A 19741-nucleotide genomic window follows, 5' to 3' on the forward strand; every position below is an offset into this window, starting at 1 on the left:
GGTGGTGCTGGTGCTGTGCTCTGCGCACGGCGCCCCGGGGGTGACCACGACCGCCCTGGCCCTCGTGCGGGCGTGGGCGGCAGCACGGGCCGGACGACGGGTGCTGCTCGTGGATGCGGATCCGGCTGGGTCTGACCTGACCGCCGGGCCGCTGCTCGCCACACCGGTCGAGGACCTGGGGTTGCTGTCCCTGGTCATGGGTCGCGGCCAGATCACCGCGGAGGCGGTGGTGCATGCCTCGGTCGCGCTCGACGAAGACGCGGCCCGGATGGTGCTGCCGGGAGCCTCGGACACGCGCCAGTCGCGGTCGCTGAGCGAGATGTGGCCGGGGCTGGGGGCGGCGCTGCAGGACCTGTCCGACCGGGGCGTGGACGTGGTGGTCGATGCGGGCCGGCTGGGGCACCGGCACGAGCCCACCGCACTCCTATCCGCCGCCGACGTCGTCGCCGTCGTGTTCACCCCGGACGTGCCAGCGCAGCTGCATGCCACGGCGGCCGCCCGCGCCCTGATCGGGCTGCGCCCCGGCCGGGCCGCACCCGTCGGCGTCCTCGTCGGAACCACCGGAACCGGTGCCGACACCATTGCTGCTGCGATGGGACTGACCGCGGTCGTGCCGATCGCGCACGACGCGCGCACCGCCCGCGACCTGGCCACGGGCACCGTGCACGGACGGTGGGCGGACCGGTCGGCGCTGCTGCGCTCGGCGACAGCACTGGCCCGCCGGATCGAAGTCTGGGCACCCACGCCGGCCGGAGCGCGGTCATGACCTACCTCGACGTCCGTCCCGCGACCCCCGCGGTGACCCCGGCCGTGACCCCGACGCGGGTGCCGCTCGTGACGCCGGAGGGCGTGGGCGCGGGCGAGGTCGATCTGGGGGTGGTGCGGCAGATCCGGCAGGTGGTCGCCGAGCGGCTCGCGCACCGGTTGCAGGCCTCTCCGGTGGAGTCCGCCGCCGGGCGACGCGAGCTCGCGCGGGCCCTGGTGCAGGGCGAGCTAGCCGACCGTGCCCGCGACCAAGCCCGCACCGGGGCGGTGCCGTGGTCGGTGGAGACCGAGATCGCCACCGGGCAGGCGGTCATGGCCGCACTGTTCGGGCTGGGCCGGCTGCAACCGCTGGTGGACGACCCGTCGGTGGAGAACATCGAGGTCGACGGCTGCGACCAGGTGTGGGTCTCCTACGCCGACGGCACCGACCGCCGCCACCCACCCGTCGCCGACTCCGACGCCGAGCTCATCGAGACGCTGCAGCTGCTGGCCGCGCGCACCGGCACTGCCGAGCGCACGTTCTCCTCCGCGCACCCGGCGCTGCACCTGCGCCTGGACGACGGGTCCCGCCTGGCCGCGATGGCCTGGACCACCCCTCGCCCGCACGTGGTGATCCGCCGCCACCGCACCCGCACGATCACCCTGGCCGACCTGACCCGGCTGGGGACCCTCGACCCCGTCCTGGAGGCGTTCTTGGGGGCGGCGGTGCGGGCGGGCAAGAACGTGATCGTCACCGGCCTGCAGAACGCCGGCAAGACCACCCTCATCCGGGCCCTGGCCGGGCAGTTCGACCCAATGGAACGGTTCGCGACCATCGAGAAGGAGTACGAGCTGCACCTGCACGACCTGCCCGACCGCCACCCCCGGGTCGTGGCGATGGAGGCCCGCGAGGGCTCCGCGGAGTTGGACGGGCACGGACGCCCCGTCGGACAGATCACCCTCACCCAGCTGGTGACCGACGCCCTGCGGATGAACCTGCGCCGCATCATCGTCGGGGAGGTCCGCGGCCCGGAGATCATCCCGATGCTGGAGGCGATGTCCACCGGTGACGGGTCCTTGTGCACGATGCACGCCCGCACCGCCGCCCACGCCATCGACCGCATCGTCACCCTGTGCCTGTCCGCGGGCATCGCGATGACCGACACCTTCGCCTACCGACTCCTGGCCGGATCCGTGGACCTGCTGGTCCACCTCACCCTCGACGACCACACCCCCACCGGCGGGCGCCGCGACCGCTTCGTCTCCCAGGTCGTGGAGATCAACGGCCTCGGCGAAGCCAACCGCCCCGCCACAACGACGGTGTTCACCCCGAGGGCGTCGGACGGGCGGGCGGTGCCGGCGCACCAGCCGGCGTGCCTGGCTCAGCTGGTCCGGGCCGGGTTCGATCCGCGGCTGCTGGACCACCGCGACGGCCTCTGGGACGTGACCCCATGAAGAGTGCCTTGGCCGCCTTGACCGGCGCCGCCCTCGTCGGCGGGATCCTGCTCACGGTCGCCGGGCTACTTCGCACCGCAGTACCTCCCGTCGACGCCCCGTCGTGGTGGCGCCGCCGCGGCACCGCCCTGCCGTCCTCTGGCTGGGAACGGTGGCGGTGGGCCGCCGCCGCCGCAGCCGGCGTCCTTGCCTGGGCGCTCACGTCCTGGCCGGTCGCCGGGCTGGCGGTCGCCGCCGCTGTGGTCGGGCTGCCGGTGCTGCTGGGGACGGGCAGGGTCGCGGCGGGGCGGATCGACCGTATCGAGGCGATCGAGGAGTGGACCCGGCGCCTGGCCGACGTGCTGTCCACCGGCACTGGGCTCGAGCAGGCCCTGACCACGACCGCCCGCACCTCGCCCGCTCCGATCCGTCCCGCTGTCGACGCGCTCACCGCCCGGTTGGCCGCGCGGTGGTCGACCGAGGCGGCGCTGCGCGCGTTCGCCGACGACTTGGACGACCCGGCCGGGGACTTCGTGACCGCCGCCCTGTTGCTGGCCGCACGCCGCCGCGGTCCGGGACTGGCCCGGGCCCTGACCTCGGTGGCCGCCGCGGTCGCGGAGGACGTGGCCGCTCGGCGGCGGATCGAGGCCGAACGGGCCAAGCCGCGCACCACCGCCCGCGCGGTCACGCTCATCACCCTGCTGGTCGCCGGCGCCCTGATGCTCAACGGCACCTACCTGGCCCCCTACGGCACCGGGGCCGGCCAGCTCGTCCTGGCCGCCATCGCGGCCGGGTTCACCGGGTGCCTGCTGTGGATCCGTCACCTGACCTTGGCCACCCCTGACCAGCGCTTCCTGACCCCCGCCTCCGCACGACGGGGTCGGCTCGCGTTCCTCAGGGGGCGGTCGTGAGCGGCGTGTGGCCGGTCGTGGCCGCCGGCGCGCTGGTGGGCACCGGGCTGACGGTCACCGCCGCCGGGCTCTGGCCCGCCGCACCCGACCTGCGCGCCACCCTGGACCGGTTGCTTCCTAGCGACCTCAGCCACCCCACCGCCGCACGACCCCCGAAACGGGGCGCCGCGGTTCACGCGCGGGCGCTGCCACCGGTCGTAGACGCGTTTGGGCTGGCCCGTTTCAGGACGGACCTGCGGATCCTCGGGCTGACCCCGCTGGACTTGGCCGCGAAGAAGCTCACCCTGGCCGGCGTCGGCCTGGCCTTTCCGACCCTCCTGAGCGCCCTGCTTCTCCTCGCCGGGATACAGCTGCCCTTCGCGGTCCCCGCCGTAGCGTCCCTGGTCCTGGCCGGGATGCTGTTCTGGGTGCCGGATCTGCAGGTGCGGCGGGACTCGGCCGCGGCCCGCACTGCCACCCGGTACGCCACCTGCACCTACCTGGAGCTGGTCGCGATGGAACGCATCGCCGACGCCGGCGTGAGCGAAGCCCTGGACCGCGCCGCTGCCATCGCCACCACCCCACCCTTCGCCCGCATCGCCGACGCCCTTCTGCGGGCCGAGCTGTCCGGGCGCCCCTCCTGGGACGGCCTGCGCGACCTGAGCACCCAGACCGGGGTCGTCGAGTTGGGGGACCTGGCCGACATCGTCGCCGTCGCGGGGCACGACGGCGCCGCGATCTACACCACCTTGCGCGCCCGCGCCGCGTCCCTGCGCACCCAGCTGCTCACGCAGGCCACGGCCACCGCCAACGCCGCCTCCGAGCACATGGTCGTCCCCGTGTCCCTGCTCGGGCTGTGCTTCATGGCCCTGCTCGGCTACCCCGCCTTCGTCCGCATCCTCGGCACCTAGAGGACGCCACACCACCCACACGGCAGAGCACCGACCTGAACACGACGACCAGAGGGGCTTCGGTCATGAACACGCTCGTCCTGCTGACGTTCCTGCACGACTACACCACCCGCGCCCGCACCACCGTCCGCACCCGCCTGCGCAGCCGCTTGGGCGGGCACCACCACGAGGCCGGGCTGGCGACGCTGGAGATGGTGATCATCGCCCTGGGCCTGATCGCCGTCGCCACCGTCCTGGTCCTGGCCATCACCGCCGCCGTCCAGCGCCGCGTCGACCAGATCACCTGACCATGCCCGGCCTCACCACAAGCACCAAGAGCACCTCAGTGCGGACCGTCGGTGCGACCGCGCGCGGACCCACGCCGGCACGCCGCCCTCGTTGGGGCTCGCAGGAGGGGTCGGCGAGTCTGGAGCTGGTGATCCTGTTCCCGGTCCTGCTGCTGCTGGTGACGGCGCTGGTGCAGTACGGGCTGTGGTTCCACGCGCGCAGCATCGCCCTGGCTGCCGCCCACGAGGGCCTGGCCGCCGCCCGCGCCTACACCGCCACCGCCGACGCCGGCCTCACCGACGCGGCCACGTTCGCCGCCCAGGTCGGCAACGGCACCCTCACCGACGTCGAGATCACCGTGACAACCCCTGCCACAGGGCAGGTGCGGGTGCAGGTGACCGGGCGTGCCCTCCCCGTGCTGCCCGGCACCACGGGCCTGCCAATCACCCAGAGCGCCGAAGGACCCCGAGAATCCTTCACCACGAGCGGTGCCCCGTGAGCACCACCGCGGCCCCGAGACTTCGCGTGCGCCCGCGGTGGCGGGACGAGCGCGGGTCCGCCTCGCTGGAGCTGGCGATCCTGGCCCCCGCGCTGCTGGTCCTGCTGGCCGCGTTGGTCCTGGCCGGACGCTTCCAGGTGGCCTCGTCCACGCTTGAGCACGCCACCCGCACCGCCGCCCGCGAGGCCTCCCTGGCCCGCACGCCCGACGCCGCCCGCACCGCCGCCCAGACCGCCCTCACCCGCGAACTACGCGGCAGCCCGTGCACCGGCGACGCCTCCACGATCGACACCCGGACCATCGCCGGTCCCGTCGGCACACCTGGCACCGTGACGGTGGCCGTGTCGTGCACCGTCACGATTGCGGACCTGGCCGTGCCCGGGCTACCCGGCACCCGCACCCTCTCCGCCACCGCCTCCTCCCCGGTCGACGCCTACCGGAGCCGGCCATGACCACCCACGTGCGTGCACGCCTCGGGCGACGTGGAGGGCGGGAGGAGGGGTCGGTGTCGGTGTTCGTCGTGATCGCCACCTTCGGGTTGATGGTGCTCATCGGCCTCGTCGTCGATGGCGGCACCCTGCTGCGCGCCACTCAGTCCGCGCACACGCTGGCCGGCGAGGCCGCCCGCGCCGGCGGGCAAGCCGTCGACCGCCCCACCGCCGCCAGCGGAGACGTCACCGTCAACCCGGCCGCCGCCGTGCGCGCAGCCAGCGCCTACCTGACCGCCGCCGGCACCAGCGGCACCGTCGCCATCACCGGAGACGGCACACGCCTGTCAGTCACGGTCACCGACACCGCGCCCACCGTCTTTCTCGCGCTCATCGGGATCCGCGAGCTGTCCGCGACCAGCACCGCCCACGCAGTCCTGGTCCACGCCCTGCCGGGAGGGACACCATGACCACCACCACTCCCCGACCCACGACCAGACCGACCCGTCGACCGGCTCGACGGGACGTCAGCGCCGGTGACGTGCTGCGCGGAGTGGCCGCCACCGCCACCCTGCTGGCCTTCGTCGCAGGCATCCCCGCCGGCCTGTCCGCCACCCGAGAGCTGTGGTGGCCCACGCGCGTGCCGTCGTCCTGGGCAGCAGCGCGGGACCTGCTGATGGCCCCCGACGACGGCACCCTCCTGCTCGTGGCCCTCGCCGCCACGATCGCTATTGCCTGGGCGCTGTTCACCGCGTGCGTGCTCGCCGAGCTCCTTGCCCGCGCACGCCGCGCCACCGTCCCACCCCTCCCCCTGCTCAGCGGGCTCCAGCACGCCACCAGCACCCTGCTCGCCACCGCCGGAATCCTGCTCACCGTCCTGCCCACCGCCGCTCCGGCACACGCCGCCCCCGCCGCCCGGGCCGCCCTCGAGGCAGTCCTGGTCGCCGCAGTGCCCGACTCCGCTGTAGTCGGCATGCCGCCAACGGCCTCGCGCGACGACGACCCAACGCTCACGACGGCCGTGGCATCGAGGGCCTCAGCGGGCGGGCCGGCCGTGGTGGTGCAGCGCGGAGACAGCCTGTGGAGCCTGGCCGAACGACACCTCGGCGACGGCACCCGCTACACCCAGATCCGCGACCTCAACCTCACCCGACCCCAACCCGACGGCCGCACCCTCACCGACGCCGACTGGCTCTACCCCGGCTGGACCCTGCAACTGCCTCCCGACGCCACCGACCTCCCCCGCCCCACGCCTGCCGCGGACCTCGGTCCGGACAGCGACAGCAGACTTGCTGGGGTCACCGTGGAACCAGGCGACACGCTGTCTGAGCTCGCCGAGGAGTACCTCGGCGACGCCAGCCGCTACCCCGACCTCTACACCGCCAACGCCGGGCAATCTCAATCCGACGGCGCCACGCTGACCGACCCTGACCTCATCCACCCCGGCTGGACCATCGCCCTCCCACCCGCAGCCGGCACCGAGGCGACAGCGACACCTGCCCCTGGCGCGCTCCCCGCTACCGCCGCGGACGCGCCACCTCCTACAGACGCGCCGAACCCCTCGCCCGCTGCCACAACTGACAGTGCACCTAAGACGAGCACCTACGTCGCGCCGCCGCTACAGCGAGAGGCAGCACCCGGGCCCCCGCCGGCGCCTCCGCAGGAGGCCTTCACGGCACCGGAGCAGGACGAAGCCGCGCCGGTACCGCCGCACGGCCTGTTCGTCCTGGGACTGACCGGGCTGGCCGCCGCCGGGCTGGCCACCGAGCTCACCCGGCGACGCCACCGGCAACAGCACACCCGCCGCCCCGGCCACCGCATCGCCCTACCCGCCCCGGCCTCCCCCGCCGCGACCGCCGAACACGCCCTGCGTGCGGCGACCGAGCCGAACGTGTCCGGGCCGGACCTGGGGCAGGTGCTACGACGCCTGGAGACCCGCTGCTTCGCGGACCAACGGGACCTTCCTCGGCTGGGCGCCCTCACCCTCACCCCGCACGACCTCACGCTGCACCTGGTCGAGGACGAGGCCGACCCCCTGCCCCCGTTCACCCCCGCCGGCCCCAGAACATGGACCGCAACGACCGGTGACCTGCTCGCCGACCAGCTGCCCATCGACCCGTCCGGGTGCGACCCCTACCCCGCCCTGGTCACCCTCGGCCACACCGCCCAGGGCACCCTGCTGCTGAACCTCGAAGCCGCCGGAACCCTCACCCTCACCGGAGACCCCACCGCCGCCGACAACGCCCTGCGCGCCCTGGTCGCCGAACTGGCGACCTCACCCCTGGTCCGGCGCACCGCCCTGATCACCGACAGCCGCTTCACCGACTTCGCCGCCACCTTCGACCCGGGCCGAGTCCACGCCGATCGCCACCCTGACGACCGCCTCGCCACCCACCTAGCCGCCGTCGCGAAACTGCTGCGCGACGGCCAGCTCGACGACGTCCTGCAAGCCCGCTCCGACCGCGTCCTGGAAGACACCTGGATCCCCGTCCTGCACGTCCACGACAGCACGACCCCCTGCCCTCCGTGGAGCGGCGCCACCCTCCTCACCCGCGCCGCAGCACAGGACGCCTGGACTCTCGACGTTCAAGGCGACGGCAGCGGGCAGCTGCAACCGCTGAACCTCACGGTCACCGTCCAGCAACTCACTCTCGACGACGCCCTCCGCGTCCTGGAAGCACTGCAAGCGGCCACACCGGCGACAGCCGAGCCAGCCGTCCGAGACGACGTGGTTGACCTCGCGACCGACCTAGCAGCCATTCACGACCAGCTCGCGGCCGAAACCAACACTCAAGAACTGGACCGCAGCGGCGCCGGCACGGTGCGCATCAACATCCTGGGCCCCATCACCGTGGACGGCCTGGCCCAGCCCACACCGCCGCTGAGCCCCCGCACCCTGGAGCTGCTGACCTACCTGGCCCTGCACGGCCCCGCCACCGGCCCCGACCTCGACGAAGCCCTCTGGAACGGACGACGCGTCGAGACCGCCACCCGCAACGCCCTGCTGTACCGGGCACGGCAACGACTCGGCGAAAACATCCTCCCGCTGCTGGGACCCGACGGCCTCTACCGCCTCGGACCTCACGTCGCCACCGACTGGGCACAGTTCCAAACCCTCACCCTCGACGCCCTCAGGCACGACACCGACCGCGACACGCTCGAGCAGCGCCTTTCAGCGGCACTCGACCTCGTGCGCGACCGGCCCTTTCGCGGCATCTCCCCTACCGCCTATGCCTGGGCCGACCACGACATCGCAACTATCACCGCTGCCATAGCCGACGTCGCCCACGTCCTCGCCACTACCCGCACCCATACCGGCGACCATCACGGTGCCCTCACCGCCGCCACTCACGGCCTCCTCGCAGAGCCCTACAACGACCAGCTCCAAGTCGACGCTCTGGAAGCAAGCACCAAGATCGGTCGGCCCGATGAGATCAAGGCGCTCTCGACGCGCTTCGCCGAACGTTCAGCCGACCTCTATTCAGAAACATGACATTCCTCGCCTCCTGCACTCCGGTAGAGAGTGCGCCCGGATCGCGCTCACTCGTGCTCTCCAGGGGGTCGACCGAGAAGATGTTGCTTCCCCTAGCCTGCCGTGCGCTCTTCCAGTACCGTGCCCGTACCACGCCATGGCCGGAGGATGCCGCTCGTGAAGATAACGTCACTAAAGATTACGAACTTCAAAGCGATCAGACACTTCGAAATCAGCGACCTCGGCCCGATGGTCGTCATCGCCGGTCCGAATGGGTCAGGAAAGAGTTGCATCCTGGATGCCATTCGTTTATTGAAAGTGCGGGTCGGCAGTTCAACTGCTCAAGACCTGCAGCTGTGGCTCGGCGAACTGCAGATCGCTCCGGACTCTCGCCATGGTGATCGCTCACTCTACCGAGATCCAACTGAACCCTTCACGATCGAAGCAGTCTTGGAGGTGGAAGACACCGAAGTTGAATACCTACGCCAGAACGCCAAGGACCTCCTAGCCGCGCGCGTTTGGCAGGAGGTCTTCACGAATCCTGAGTATTACGGGCAGCCCCCGCAGGCCCTAGCGATCCAGTTTCCGCAGTTCGTTCCGATCGTCGAGGCTCGCGTAGCGGAGCACCTCGGTACGCTTGCCTTCGAAGGCACCGACACAAGGCAGTACGCGACCGGCCTCTCGCAGCGTATCGGCGAGCCTCCAAGTATCGTAAGCGATCCGATTATACAATTGCTTTTCCGAACCTACAGGCCCGAGCATGTCGGCACTATCGAATATTTCGGTGCGACACGCGCCTATGCCCGCGAGACCTTAAGCGGCGTTCATGTCGGCGAGCCTGCCAGACAAGACCCACGCGCCGGTCAAGGAGTGGTGAATTGGCAAGCGAAGCTTGGCAATGTAAAAAGCGAACTTGCGAATAGTTACGTACGCGCACTAATCCGAGGACAGGCGGTCGGAGAGTCTGCGGCTTCGCCCCTAGATGCCACAATGAAAGATCTGTTCTCGACCTTCTTCCCCGACAAGACCTACCTAGGCGTCGTCGCGACCCCGGACGGGTTCCTTGAATATCCGGTACGACTCCGATCTGGCGAGATTCACGATATCAACGAGCTGAGTGCCGGCGAGAAGGAGATCGTCTACGGCTATCTGCGGCTTCGTTCTGCCGCCCTCGCGCGCTCAATAATCTTGATGGACGAGCCCGAACTGCACCTTAATCCTGCGCTCCTGTACGGACTCGCAGAGTTTTATCACAGGAACCTAGTTCAACCGGGCAACAATCAGATGTGGCTGGTCACGCATTCCGACGCCATTCTACGCCGAGTTGCGCTGGAGCCCGCATACTCGGTAATACACCTCCAGCCAGCGACACTACAAGAAGTTCCGGAGAACCAGGCGCAGCCCGTCAACAGCAGTGACGCCATCGAACGAGTACTCCTGGATCTCATCGGGGACCTCGCATATTATCGTCCGCGCGGGAAAGTGGTGCTCTTCGAGGGTGGAGGAGACACTGATTTCGACGTCGAGATGACTAGAAGACTTTTCCCCAGCGTTGCAAAGATGGCTAATTTCGTTAGTGGAGGCGGCAAGCGTCGAGTCAGCGATCTCTACGAAGTGCTCGACAAGGCCGCTCAAGCGGGCGCTCTGGACACGTCCTTTTTCGCCGTCACCGATAGGGATTCGGGCGCGAGAGCCACGGAACAGCAACGTGCGGTGACCCGGCTCCGAACTTGGGATCGCTACCATATCGAAAATTACCTATTGGAACCTCTTTTCATCGCCGCGGAGGTCCGTGCAACTCAGCTCAAGTCCACGATGACCCCTGAGGAAGCAGAAAGTGTGCTCAAAGACTGCGCTCGCGAACTTATAACAGAACTTGTCAGCGCGCGTTTGATAGCGGCGATCGACAGCGAATTGCGCGGGTGCGTAACTATCGGCGCGGAGAAGCGCGGCGCCAACTCAGTGGACCGTTTGCGACCCTCCGTCACAGCAACGCTCGAGCGTCTAGACGCAGCAAGCAAGAGGATTGGCGATACTGCCTATTTGCAACAGATTGCGGACGCGGAGCGTGAAAAATTGCAGAGCGCTGTGGACGAGGATCGCTGGAACGCAGAGTTTCCAGGTAGGCGCATCATCAAATTGTTCGTAAGCCGCACGCTTGGCGGCAAAGCCGATTACGAAGGGTTTCGGAACCGAGTCATAGCGCGCATGGCAGACGCTGCGTATCAGCCAACAGGTATGCGCTCGGTGCTCGTCGATGATTTCGGTCTGACTGACGAAACGGTGCAGGCAGCCGGCCCGGCGACCGTGTCGACCGGAGGGGAGCCCGTCGAGATCCATCCGGAAGCTTGATCGTCCAAAGCGAGGATCGTGCTCAAAGATTGCGACGCGAGTCAGTAGGCATGATCTAAAGCGATGAGGATCGACGCCATCTACACGGAATGGCGTTTAAAACCCTAGCGAACGGACTGTTCGCCCGTGGGCATGCCATCCTTCAGAACGACCGTGCTCCAGCCGATCCGTCGCGCTGCGCATGCACAAGTGGAGCGATTGCGTTGTACCGCAAGTCCATGGCTACCCGCGCCGCGCGGCTGGTTCAGCAGCGAGATCTGGGCTACCCCAAGGCTGTCGGCGCTCAGTAGCGACTTGGCGTCTCTCGTCGAGTTGGCCTACCCGCTAGCCCGGCCGTCTTACGCGTTAGTGGTGCCACACGGCGGTATTGGGGTTCGCGTCAGGTGAGCCCGCTCTCCGGAGAGGCACCGCTCGTGGTCACGTTCCTCGGTTCAGTCCCAACAGGTCGATCCTTGGCGGAGGACCCGGGGGTGACGTCGAACCAGTCGGGCCTCCCGGGTCTGGCGGTTGTGCGTGAGGTGGTCGGCGCGCTATTGACGTGGGGGCTGGTGGCCTGCGTCGCGGGGCTGGTGGTCTCGGTGATCGTGTGGGCGCTGGCCTCGCGGCAGGGCAACTACGCCGCGTCCTCCAATGGGAAGAACGGGGTGCTGATCGCGGCCGGTGGGGCGCTGCTGATCGGTGGAGCGAATGCGATCGTGGCGTTCTTTTCCACTATGGGCTCGCGGATCTGAGCGCATGTCCGTCTCCGCGATCGATCCGTGCGTCGGCCCGATCGGGTTGGCCTGCGACGCGCTGACCGGTGTCCAGGGCGCGGCGTCGGACTACGTGCTGTCCGGTCTGGGGTCGGCGTTCTTGACGGGCGCCGCTCAGCTCGGTCAGTTGGCCCTGGCCGCATTGGATGCGACCACGACGGTGGACCTGTCGGTGGGATGGTTCCGGGCGAACGTGTCGGTGCTGACGGCGGTGGCGTTGCCGGTACTAGTCGGGCTGTTCGTGGTGCAGGTGTTCACCTCGGTCCTGCGGCGCGAGCCCGGCGGCCTGGCCAGGGCACTCGTCGGTGTGGCGAAGGCGACGCTCGGTTGCGCACTCGCGCAGGCCGTGACGCAGCTGGCCCTGGTCGCGGTGGACGGGATCTGCGAGTTCATCGCCGCCCGCGCCGGCATGACGGTCGCGGCGGCGGCGGCGCAGTTCTTCGCCTTCGGCGCGTTGACGTCGGTGTCGCCGGCGTTGCAGCTGCTGCTGGGGTTCGTGCTGCAGGTCGGGTTCTTGCTGCTGTGGGGGGTGCTGCTCTTCCGCAAGGCAGCCCTGCTCGTGGTGGCGGTGTTCGCGCCGATCGCGTTCGCGGGGTCCGCGTGGGACGCCACCCGGGCCTGGACGCGCCGGTGGATCGAGGTCGTGGCGGCGTTGGTGTTCTGCAAGCTCGTCGTCGTCGTGGTCTTCGTCGTCGGCGCCTCCGCCTTCACCCGCGTCTCCCCCGCCACGACCGACACCGGACCTGCTGCCCCGGGTAGCGCCGATACAGCGGTCGGGGCGTTGTCGGACGTGCTGGTGGGGGTGCTGCTGCTGGCGATCGCGGTGTGGGCGCCGTGGCTGACGTTCAAGTTCGTGCACTGGTCCGGGGTCGAGGCCGCCGCGATCATGACCGGTGCCGTCGCGGCGAACCCGATCAACCGCACCGCAAGGAGCGCGGCCACGACGGTGCGCTACGCGGCGCAGCAAGCCGTCATGTCCCAGGTCCTCGCTGGCGCCGGCAGCAAGCTGAAGCCTCCCCCCGCCGGCGCCACTGCCCCGCCTCGGCCGGCCGTAGCCGTCAGCACGCCACCCGCGCGGCCGGCTCGTCCTGGTGGCTCCTCGTGAGCGCGCCGGCGGGCAGGGTAGAGCCGGTGGTGTCGGCGCAGTTCGGGCGGCTACAGCACGGCGGAGTCCTGCTCGGGCTGCACCCGGCCCAGCTGGTCCTGGTCGCGACCGGACTCGTCGTCGCGGTCACCGGGGTCTACACCGCCGGCCCGACAGGTCTGGCGGTGGGAGCGCCCGTGTGGCTGACGCTGCTGGTCGCGGGGCTCGGCAGCGTGCGGGGCCGCCCGGTAGTGGCGTGGGTGCCGCTGCTGGCGACGTGGTCGGTGCGGCGCCTGACCGGCGCCACCACGGCTGTCACCTCCGTGCGCGACCGCACCCCTGCGCGCCTCGTCCTGCCGGGGTTGGGACGGCTCGAGGTTCAGCCCTGCCCAGCTCTGAAGGCGGTGCTGGTGGTCGATCGGGCGGCGGGGACGTGGACGGCGGTGCTGGCGCTGGAGCCGGCCGGGTTCGTGCTGGCGTCGCCGATTGAGCAGGTGCAGGCGGTGCAGGGCTGGGACCGGGTGCTGGGTGGCTTGTGTCGGCAGCCCGGAGTGGCCCGAGCTCAACTGCTGGTCCGTTCGAGGTCCGGGGGGTTGGCGCCGGCGCGGGCGTGGTGGCGCCAGCACACGACGACCGGTCCGGCCGCCGTTCTGGCCGACCTGCTCGACACGGCGTTCACCGACTCGGTGCGGCGCGAGCACCTGCTGGCCGTCGCCCTGCGCCCGCCCCGCGCCCGCAACCGGGCACTGCGGGTCGAGGCCTCCGGGCAGCAGCTAACCGGCGTCACCGACGCCCTGTCCGCTGCCGGGCTGCAGCCGGGTGCGTGGCTGGACGCGCCGGCTCTGGCCGCCGTCGTGGCCGCGGGGTACGACCCATCGGTTCAGGCGGCCCGGCTGGAGGACGTCGCGCCGACGGGCGTGGCCGAGACGTGGAGCGCCCTGCGGACGGAGGGGGCGGTGCACGCGACGTTCTGGGTCGCCGAGTGGCCCCGGGCCGCGGTGCATGCCGCGTTCTTGCAGCCGCTGCTGCTGGGTGAGGAGCCGGGCCGGTCGTGGTCGCTGATCGTCGAACCCATTCCCACCGGCCGTGCCCTGCGGGACATCCGCCGTGCCAAGGCCGAGCACGCCGCCGACGCGGTTCAGCGGCAACGGTGGGGGCAGATCGAGGACGCCTCGGTCACGGCGGAGGTGGCGGATCTGGCGCAGCGGGAGGCCGAGCTCGTCGCCGGACACGGCGACCTGCGCTTCACCGGCCTGCTCACTCTTACTGCCCCGACCGAGGAGGTCCTGGCTGCCCGGTGCGCGGCCGCGCAGACGGCGGCTGCGGCGTCGATGTGCGAGCTGCGGCGCCTGGTCGGGCAGCAAGGACTGGCCCATGCCGCGGCCGCCCTGCCCCTGGCCCGGGGTGTCCTGTGACCGCCTCGACCCCGTTCCGCACCCGGCCCGGGCGGTACCTCGCCGGGCCGGCGCTGCGGCTGCCCGCCCATCGGGCGTCCTCGGCGACCTTGGCCGGCGCCTACCCGTTCCTGGCACCCCCCGCGCAGACCGAGGGGGTGCCGGTGGGGACGGACGCGTTGACCGGGGAGGTGTTCTGTTTCGACCCCTGGGCCCTGTACGCCACCGGTGCCCTCACCAACCCGAACGTCGCGCTCGCTGGGGTGATTGGGCACGGCAAGTCCACCTTGGCCAAGTCCTTGGCCTTCCGCTCGATCGCGGCGGGTCGGTCGGTGTTCGTGCCTGGCGACCCCAAGGGCGAATGGGCCCCTCTGGCCGCGGCCGTCGGCGGGATTGTCGTCCGTCTTGGCCCCGGCCACTCCACCCGCCTGAATCCCCTCGACCTGCCCACGGCAGCCGCCCTGCCTGCTACCGGTGCCCCCTCGTCGACGGGGGCGGCGGTGGCGGGGCGGGCGCAGCTGGTTGCGGCGATCGCCTCGGTCCTGCTGCACCGCGGCCTGACGCCGGCCGAGCACGCCGCCCTCGACGCCGCCCTCACCACCACCGTGGCCGCCCACTCGGTGCCGGTGCTGGGGCATGTCGTCGACGCCCTCACCACCCCCGATTCGACCCTCGCATCGGCCGACGGGGTTCCGGTTGGGGAACGGGCGGCGGATGGGCGGGACCTGGGGCACGCGCTGCGGCGCCTGGTCCGGGGGGACCTGACCGGCATGTTCGACGCCCCCACCACCCACCCCATCCCGGCCGGTGCAGTGATGGTGGTGCTGGACCTGTCCGCGCTCGGCTCGCACGACGAAGCCCTCACCGTGGCCATGACCGTCGGTGCCGCCTGGGTCGAGGCCGCCCTGGTCGGGTCGGTGGGCAAGCGGTGGGTGATCTACGACGAGGCCTGGCGGGTCCTGGCTCAACCGGCGCTGCTGCGGCGGATGCAGGGGCAGTGGAAGCTGGCCCGCGCCTACGGCGCCGCGCACCTGCTGATCCTGCACCGCCTGTCCGATCTGGACGCCGTCGGCCCCACCGGCTCGGCCACCCGCGCCCTGGCCGAGGGGCTGCTGGCGGACTGCTCGACGCGGGTGGTGTACCGGCAGGAGAGCGACCAGGTCACCGCCACTGCCACTGCCTTGGGGCTGACTGGACCGGAGCGGGACCTGGTCGCGGTGCTGCCGCGCGGGACCGGGCTGTGGAAGCTGCCCGGCCGCACCCACGTCGTGCACCACCGCCTGCACCCGGCCGAGCTCGCCCTCGTCGACACCGACACCGCCATGCGCGACACCATTCCGGACCCCGCTCTCGACGGGCTCGCGACCGACAGCGGCGGGGGTGGGGCGTGATGGACGAGGTGCTGCGCCTGGCCGAACGCTCCACGATCGGTGCGCTGATCCTGCACCCGGCGGCCCTGGCGCAGGTGCGGCGCTGGTTACGAGCCTCAGACTTCTGCGACGCATGGCACGCCGGCGCCTACACCGTCCTGCTCGAGCGCCACACCGCCGGTACCCCGATCGACACGGGCACGATTGGGGCCGCGCTGATCGAGCGCGGCGGCACGGCACACCAGCACCTGACCGCAATCGCGGACGCCATCCACGTGCTCCCCCACTCCCAGCACGGGCTGGCGTACGCGCGGATGGTCGCCGACACCGGCATGCGCCGGGAGATCACCGGGCTGGGCGTTCTGCTCGAAGCCGCCGCGCTACAGTCCGCGCTCGAGCAGCACCCCCGCCCCATGACCGCGGTGTGCGACGTCGTCGACGCGGGGCTGGACGCCGTCGCCCACCGCTCGCAGCTGTCCGAGCTCACCGGCCGACACCCCCGACCCCAACCTTCGCAGGAGCCGGTGGCGGTGCTGGCGGCGCGGCTAGGGGCGGACAAGTACCTGCGCGCCCACCCCACCCGCGACACCGCCCTGGAGAGCGAGCACGTCGCGGCCCTGCTCGGCGCCCTGCTCGACCGACCCCCCGACCTGCCCCGGGTCACCGCCTGGTGGACGCCGCAGCGGATCGCGCACCCCGGGTGGCGGGCCGTCTACGCCACGATCCTGGACCTGGCCGACCGCCACGAACCGGTCGACCCCCTCACCGTCGCATGGGCGCTACGCACCACCACCCACCACCGGCTTCCGGCACCGAGCACGGCGCAGGTGCTGGCCGCCGTTGAGCAGGGACGGTGGCAGAGCACCACCACCCTGATCCGGGCCGTCGCCGGGGACCAGCTGCGCGCCATGACCGAACGCGGCTCCACCGCCTGGGCCACCGCCGCAGCCAACCCCGGCGTCCACGTTATCGACCTGACCGACCTCGGCCACACCCTCACCACCGCCCTGCGCATCACCGCCACCGCCCTCCAGCCGGCCGCCCCCGCTGCCAACGTCGCGACCGTGGCGCCGGTCGTCCGGCTCAACGCCCGCGAAGCCGTCCTCCGGTGAGCACCCCACGCGCGCCGCGACCGCCCCAGGCCGGCGGCCTGGACCTGACCACCCTGGCCTTGCAGGGCGGCGGGGCACTGTTCGCGGTCGGGTGCCTGCTGTGGGCCGGCGCCGCCACCGCCGCCACCCTCACCGGGAACCCCACACCGCAAGGCACACCCGTGGACGCCTTGCGCGCCCTCGCCCACCCTCAAGCGCCGGCCCTGGCGTGGCCGCACCCGGAGCAACTGCCCGGCCCGGTCGCCTACTGGGCCGCGACGCTCCTAGTCCTATGCGTCACGGCCGTCTTGGTGGTGGCGGCTATGTGGGTGTGGCGGCGGGGGCGGCGCACCGGGGACCGGCGCCTGGACGCCATCCGCTCCCTGCCCGGCATGGCCACCCCCCACGAAATCCACGCCGCCGCCGGCACACCGGCCCTGCGCCGCAAAGCGGCCATCGTCCGCCCCTCCACGACCGCCACGACCGCACCCGAGGAGGTCGGGTACCGGTTGGGGCAGCTGCGCGGGCGGGACCTGTGGTGCACCGTCGAAGACTCCGCCCTCCTGGTCGGGCCACCACGCATGGGCAAGGGCCTGCACCTGGTCATCCCCTGGGTCCTGGACGCCCCCGGCCCCGTCGTGACCACCTCCACCCGCCCCGACACCCTCACCCTGACCCTCGCGCACCGGCAACGACGCGGACCAGTCGCGATCTTCGACCCCCAACGCCTGGCCGGACTCCCCCACGGCCTGGCCTGGTCCCCCGTCCGCGGCTGCGAGCAACCCCGCACCGCCCTGGTCCGCGCCCGCGGCCTGGCCGCCGGCGCCGGGTTCGGGCGCACCGTCTCCGACGCCGACTTCTGGGCCGGGCAAACCGAAACCGCGCTGCGGTGCCTGCTGCACGCCGCCGCCCTGGACGGACGCGGCCCCCTCGACCTGTACCGGTGGTCCCTCAACCCCGTCCTGGCCACCGACGCCGTCACTGTCCTGAACCGCACCCCCTCCGCCGACGGGTGGGCCGACGCCCTCGAGGCGACCATCCACTCCGACCCCCGCACCCGCGACTCCATCTGGCTCGGCGTACGCCAAGCCCTCGCCGCCCTGGCCGACCCCGACGTCCTGACCGCCGTCGACCCCGCCCCCGGCCACGAGTTCGACCCCACCACCTTCCTCGCCCAATCCGGGACGCTCTACCTGCTGGCCGCAGCGGTCACCTCCGCCTCCTGCGCACCACTGCTGGCCGCGTTCGTCGAAGACATCACCGAGACCGCCCGCGCCCTCGCGGCACGCTCCCCCGGCAACCGTCTCGACCCGCCCCTGCTGCTCGCGCTGGACGAGATCGCCAACCTCACCCCCCTGCCCTCCCTGCCCTCCCTCATGGCCGAAGGCGGCGGCACCGGCATCACCACACTGGCCGTCCTGCAATCCCTGGCCCAGGCCCGCGCCCGCTGGGGCGAACACCAAGCCGACGCGATCTGGGACGCCGCCACCGTCAAGCTCGTCCTGGGCGGCCTGGCCAAATACCGCGACCTGGACGACGTCGCCCGCCTCCTCGGCGAGATCGACGAGACCACCACCACCCGCAGCACCGGCGCCGGCGGCGACCGGTCCACCTCCACCTCCCTGCGGACCGTGCCCGTGCTACCGGCCTCGCACCTGCGGACCCTGCCCTTCGGCACCGGCGTCCTGCTCCTACGCCAGACCCGCCCAGCCGTCATCGACCTGCACCCCTGGACTACCCGACCTGACGCAGCCGACCTCGTCGCGCACCGCACCCAGCTCGAGCACGAAGCCCTCGCAACCCGAGAGGAGGGCCGATGATCAAGAGCACCCTGGCCGCGCTCGGAGCCCTCTGCGTGCCCGTCCTGGCCGTCCTGACCGCCCTGTCCGTCGGCACCACCGCCACCGCCTGCCTGACCACCGCCGCCAGCGGCAGCTACCTCACCGACACCGCACCCGTCCCCGCTCATGCTCGAGCGTGGGTCGCGGCGACCAAGGCCGCATGCCCGGACCTGCCCGAGGCGTGGATCGCCGCAATCATGGCGCAGGAGTCCGGGTTCCGGCCGGACGCCCACGCCGAGGACCGCAACGGCGGCACTTGGGGCCTGTTCCAGCTCAACGCCTCCGTCTGGGCCGGCGCCTACGGGCACCCCTGGTCCGCCGACCTGAACCGCAACGGCACCTGGGACGTCAAAGACGGCGACCTCCACGCCACCACCGCCGGCACCTACCTCTGCGACCGACTCGACGGGGTCCGGCGCATCCGCCAGCAGCACCCCGACTGGGCCGCCGCCTCGATCCCGGAGCTGGACGCGCTGATCATCGCCCACAACGCCGGCGAATCCCGCCTGCGCACCTACCCCACCATCCCCGCCATCACGGCCCGCTTCATCGTCACCGTCAACGAGCGCACCGCGCAGTGGGCCGCACCCACCGGAGACCAGGTCGAACCCCAAGACCTGCCCGCGCCGACACCGACACCGTCGCCGCCAGCGCCCACACCCAGCAGCGGGTGCGTGCCCGGGCTCGGCACCAGCGGTCCGGGGGTGCCGGTGCCGGTCGGGGCACCGGACGAAGTCACCCGGGCCGTGCAGACCGCCCTGTCCTACGTCGGCGCCACCTCCGGATGGGCCGGGCTGTGCGACCGGCTCGCATGCCGCGCCTGGGGCTACGCCACCTCCGGCTACCCCACCGCCGCCACCCACTGGGCCACCATGAGAGCCGACGGACACGCCCACCCCGCCAACCCCTGCCCACCACTCGGTTCCTTCGTCTTCTTCGACACCGGGCGACCCGCCGGACACGTCTCCGTCGTCGTGCACGCCGACCCCGGCTGCGACCCGGCCAAGACCCAGGTCACCACCAACGAGTTCTACGACCACGCCACCGGGAACCACGGCGGCGTCTACCTCGTCACGCTCGCCCAGCTCGACACCCTCTACTCCCGCACCGGCACCGGCTACCTCGGCTGGTCCACTCCAGTCTGCGCCGGCCAACGCCTCCCCTAAACGGTCCGCTCGCTGCCTCCCGGACGCTCGAGGCGCGGCGGAAGGG

General features: G+C 71.6%; 17 protein-coding genes. All 17 read left to right on the forward strand.

The annotated features are described in order from the left end of the window. Position 1 precedes the first annotated feature (1 nt). On the forward strand, positions 2 to 766 hold the full coding sequence (locus EJA20_RS05660) for a hypothetical protein (protein WP_129337189.1): 765 nt from the start codon (positions 2 to 4) through the stop codon (positions 764 to 766). Then, complete coding sequence (locus tag EJA20_RS05665; protein ID WP_129337190.1) at positions 763 to 2199, forward strand: TadA family conjugal transfer-associated ATPase; 1437 nt, start codon at positions 763 to 765, stop codon at positions 2197 to 2199. The genes EJA20_RS05660 and EJA20_RS05665 overlap by 4 nt, the downstream gene beginning before the upstream one ends. Further along, the gene (locus EJA20_RS05670) at positions 2196 to 3089 is read left to right on the forward strand and encodes a type II secretion system F family protein (RefSeq protein WP_129337191.1); all 894 of its coding nucleotides are present in this window, start codon (positions 2196 to 2198) and stop codon (positions 3087 to 3089) included. Before EJA20_RS05665 ends, EJA20_RS05670 begins: the two co-directional genes overlap by 4 nt. After that, positions 3086 to 3979, forward strand: coding sequence for a type II secretion system F family protein (locus EJA20_RS05675; protein ID WP_129337192.1), 894 nt, complete (start codon positions 3086 to 3088; stop codon positions 3977 to 3979). The genes EJA20_RS05670 and EJA20_RS05675 overlap by 4 nt, the downstream gene beginning before the upstream one ends. Before the next feature lie 65 nt (positions 3980 to 4044). Continuing rightward, complete coding sequence (locus EJA20_RS05680; RefSeq protein ID WP_129337193.1) at positions 4045 to 4266, forward strand: hypothetical protein; 222 nt, start codon at positions 4045 to 4047, stop codon at positions 4264 to 4266. A gap of 2 nt (positions 4267 to 4268) precedes the next feature. Further along, positions 4269 to 4745 (forward strand): TadE/TadG family type IV pilus assembly protein, encoded by a 477-nt coding sequence (locus tag EJA20_RS05685; RefSeq protein ID WP_276319523.1) that lies wholly within the window; start codon positions 4269 to 4271, stop codon positions 4743 to 4745. Further along, positions 4742 to 5197 (forward strand): TadE/TadG family type IV pilus assembly protein, encoded by a 456-nt coding sequence (locus EJA20_RS05690; RefSeq protein ID WP_240675085.1) that lies wholly within the window; start codon positions 4742 to 4744, stop codon positions 5195 to 5197. The genes EJA20_RS05685 and EJA20_RS05690 overlap by 4 nt, the downstream gene beginning before the upstream one ends. Positions 5198 to 5250: 53 nt before the next feature. Beyond that, positions 5251 to 5643, forward strand: coding sequence for a pilus assembly protein TadG-related protein (locus EJA20_RS05695; protein WP_205687380.1), 393 nt, complete (start codon positions 5251 to 5253; stop codon positions 5641 to 5643). Next, positions 5640 to 8666, forward strand: coding sequence for a LysM peptidoglycan-binding domain-containing protein (locus EJA20_RS05700; RefSeq protein ID WP_129337195.1), 3027 nt, complete (start codon positions 5640 to 5642; stop codon positions 8664 to 8666). Before EJA20_RS05695 ends, EJA20_RS05700 begins: the two co-directional genes overlap by 4 nt. Before the next feature lie 156 nt (positions 8667 to 8822). Continuing rightward, positions 8823 to 10997: an AAA family ATPase gene (locus tag EJA20_RS05705; RefSeq protein WP_164983843.1), complete on the forward strand. Its 2175-nt coding sequence runs from the start codon at positions 8823 to 8825 to the stop codon at positions 10995 to 10997. A gap of 470 nt (positions 10998 to 11467) precedes the next feature. After that, entirely contained in the window at positions 11468 to 11728 is a 261-nt protein-coding gene (locus EJA20_RS05710; RefSeq protein WP_205687381.1) for a DUF6112 family protein, read from the forward strand. A 4-nt stretch (positions 11729 to 11732) separates the two neighbouring features. After that, positions 11733 to 12854: a hypothetical protein gene (locus EJA20_RS05715; RefSeq protein WP_129337197.1), complete on the forward strand. Its 1122-nt coding sequence runs from the start codon at positions 11733 to 11735 to the stop codon at positions 12852 to 12854. Continuing rightward, a complete protein-coding gene (locus EJA20_RS05720; RefSeq protein WP_129337198.1) occupies positions 12851 to 14248 on the forward strand; it encodes an SCO6880 family protein in 1398 nt (465 codons plus the stop codon). Before EJA20_RS05715 ends, EJA20_RS05720 begins: the two co-directional genes overlap by 4 nt. Beyond that, positions 14245 to 15618 (forward strand): ATP-binding protein, encoded by a 1374-nt coding sequence (locus tag EJA20_RS05725; RefSeq protein WP_205687382.1) that lies wholly within the window; start codon positions 14245 to 14247, stop codon positions 15616 to 15618. Before EJA20_RS05720 ends, EJA20_RS05725 begins: the two co-directional genes overlap by 4 nt. Then, positions 15618 to 16709 (forward strand): DnaB-like helicase N-terminal domain-containing protein, encoded by a 1092-nt coding sequence (locus EJA20_RS05730; protein ID WP_240675095.1) that lies wholly within the window; start codon positions 15618 to 15620, stop codon positions 16707 to 16709. Before EJA20_RS05725 ends, EJA20_RS05730 begins: the two co-directional genes overlap by 1 nt. Continuing rightward, positions 16706 to 18508: a type IV secretory system conjugative DNA transfer family protein gene (locus tag EJA20_RS05735; protein ID WP_129337200.1), complete on the forward strand. Its 1803-nt coding sequence runs from the start codon at positions 16706 to 16708 to the stop codon at positions 18506 to 18508. The genes EJA20_RS05730 and EJA20_RS05735 overlap by 4 nt, the downstream gene beginning before the upstream one ends. Further along, on the forward strand, positions 18505 to 19695 hold the full coding sequence (locus tag EJA20_RS05740) for a transglycosylase SLT domain-containing protein (protein WP_129337201.1): 1191 nt from the start codon (positions 18505 to 18507) through the stop codon (positions 19693 to 19695). The genes EJA20_RS05735 and EJA20_RS05740 overlap by 4 nt, the downstream gene beginning before the upstream one ends. Positions 19696 to 19741: the final 46 nt, after the last annotated feature.

The sequence above is a fragment of the Cellulomonas endophytica genome (assembly GCF_004123805.1).
Lineage (GTDB): Bacteria > Actinomycetota > Actinomycetes > Actinomycetales > Cellulomonadaceae > Cellulomonas > Cellulomonas endophytica.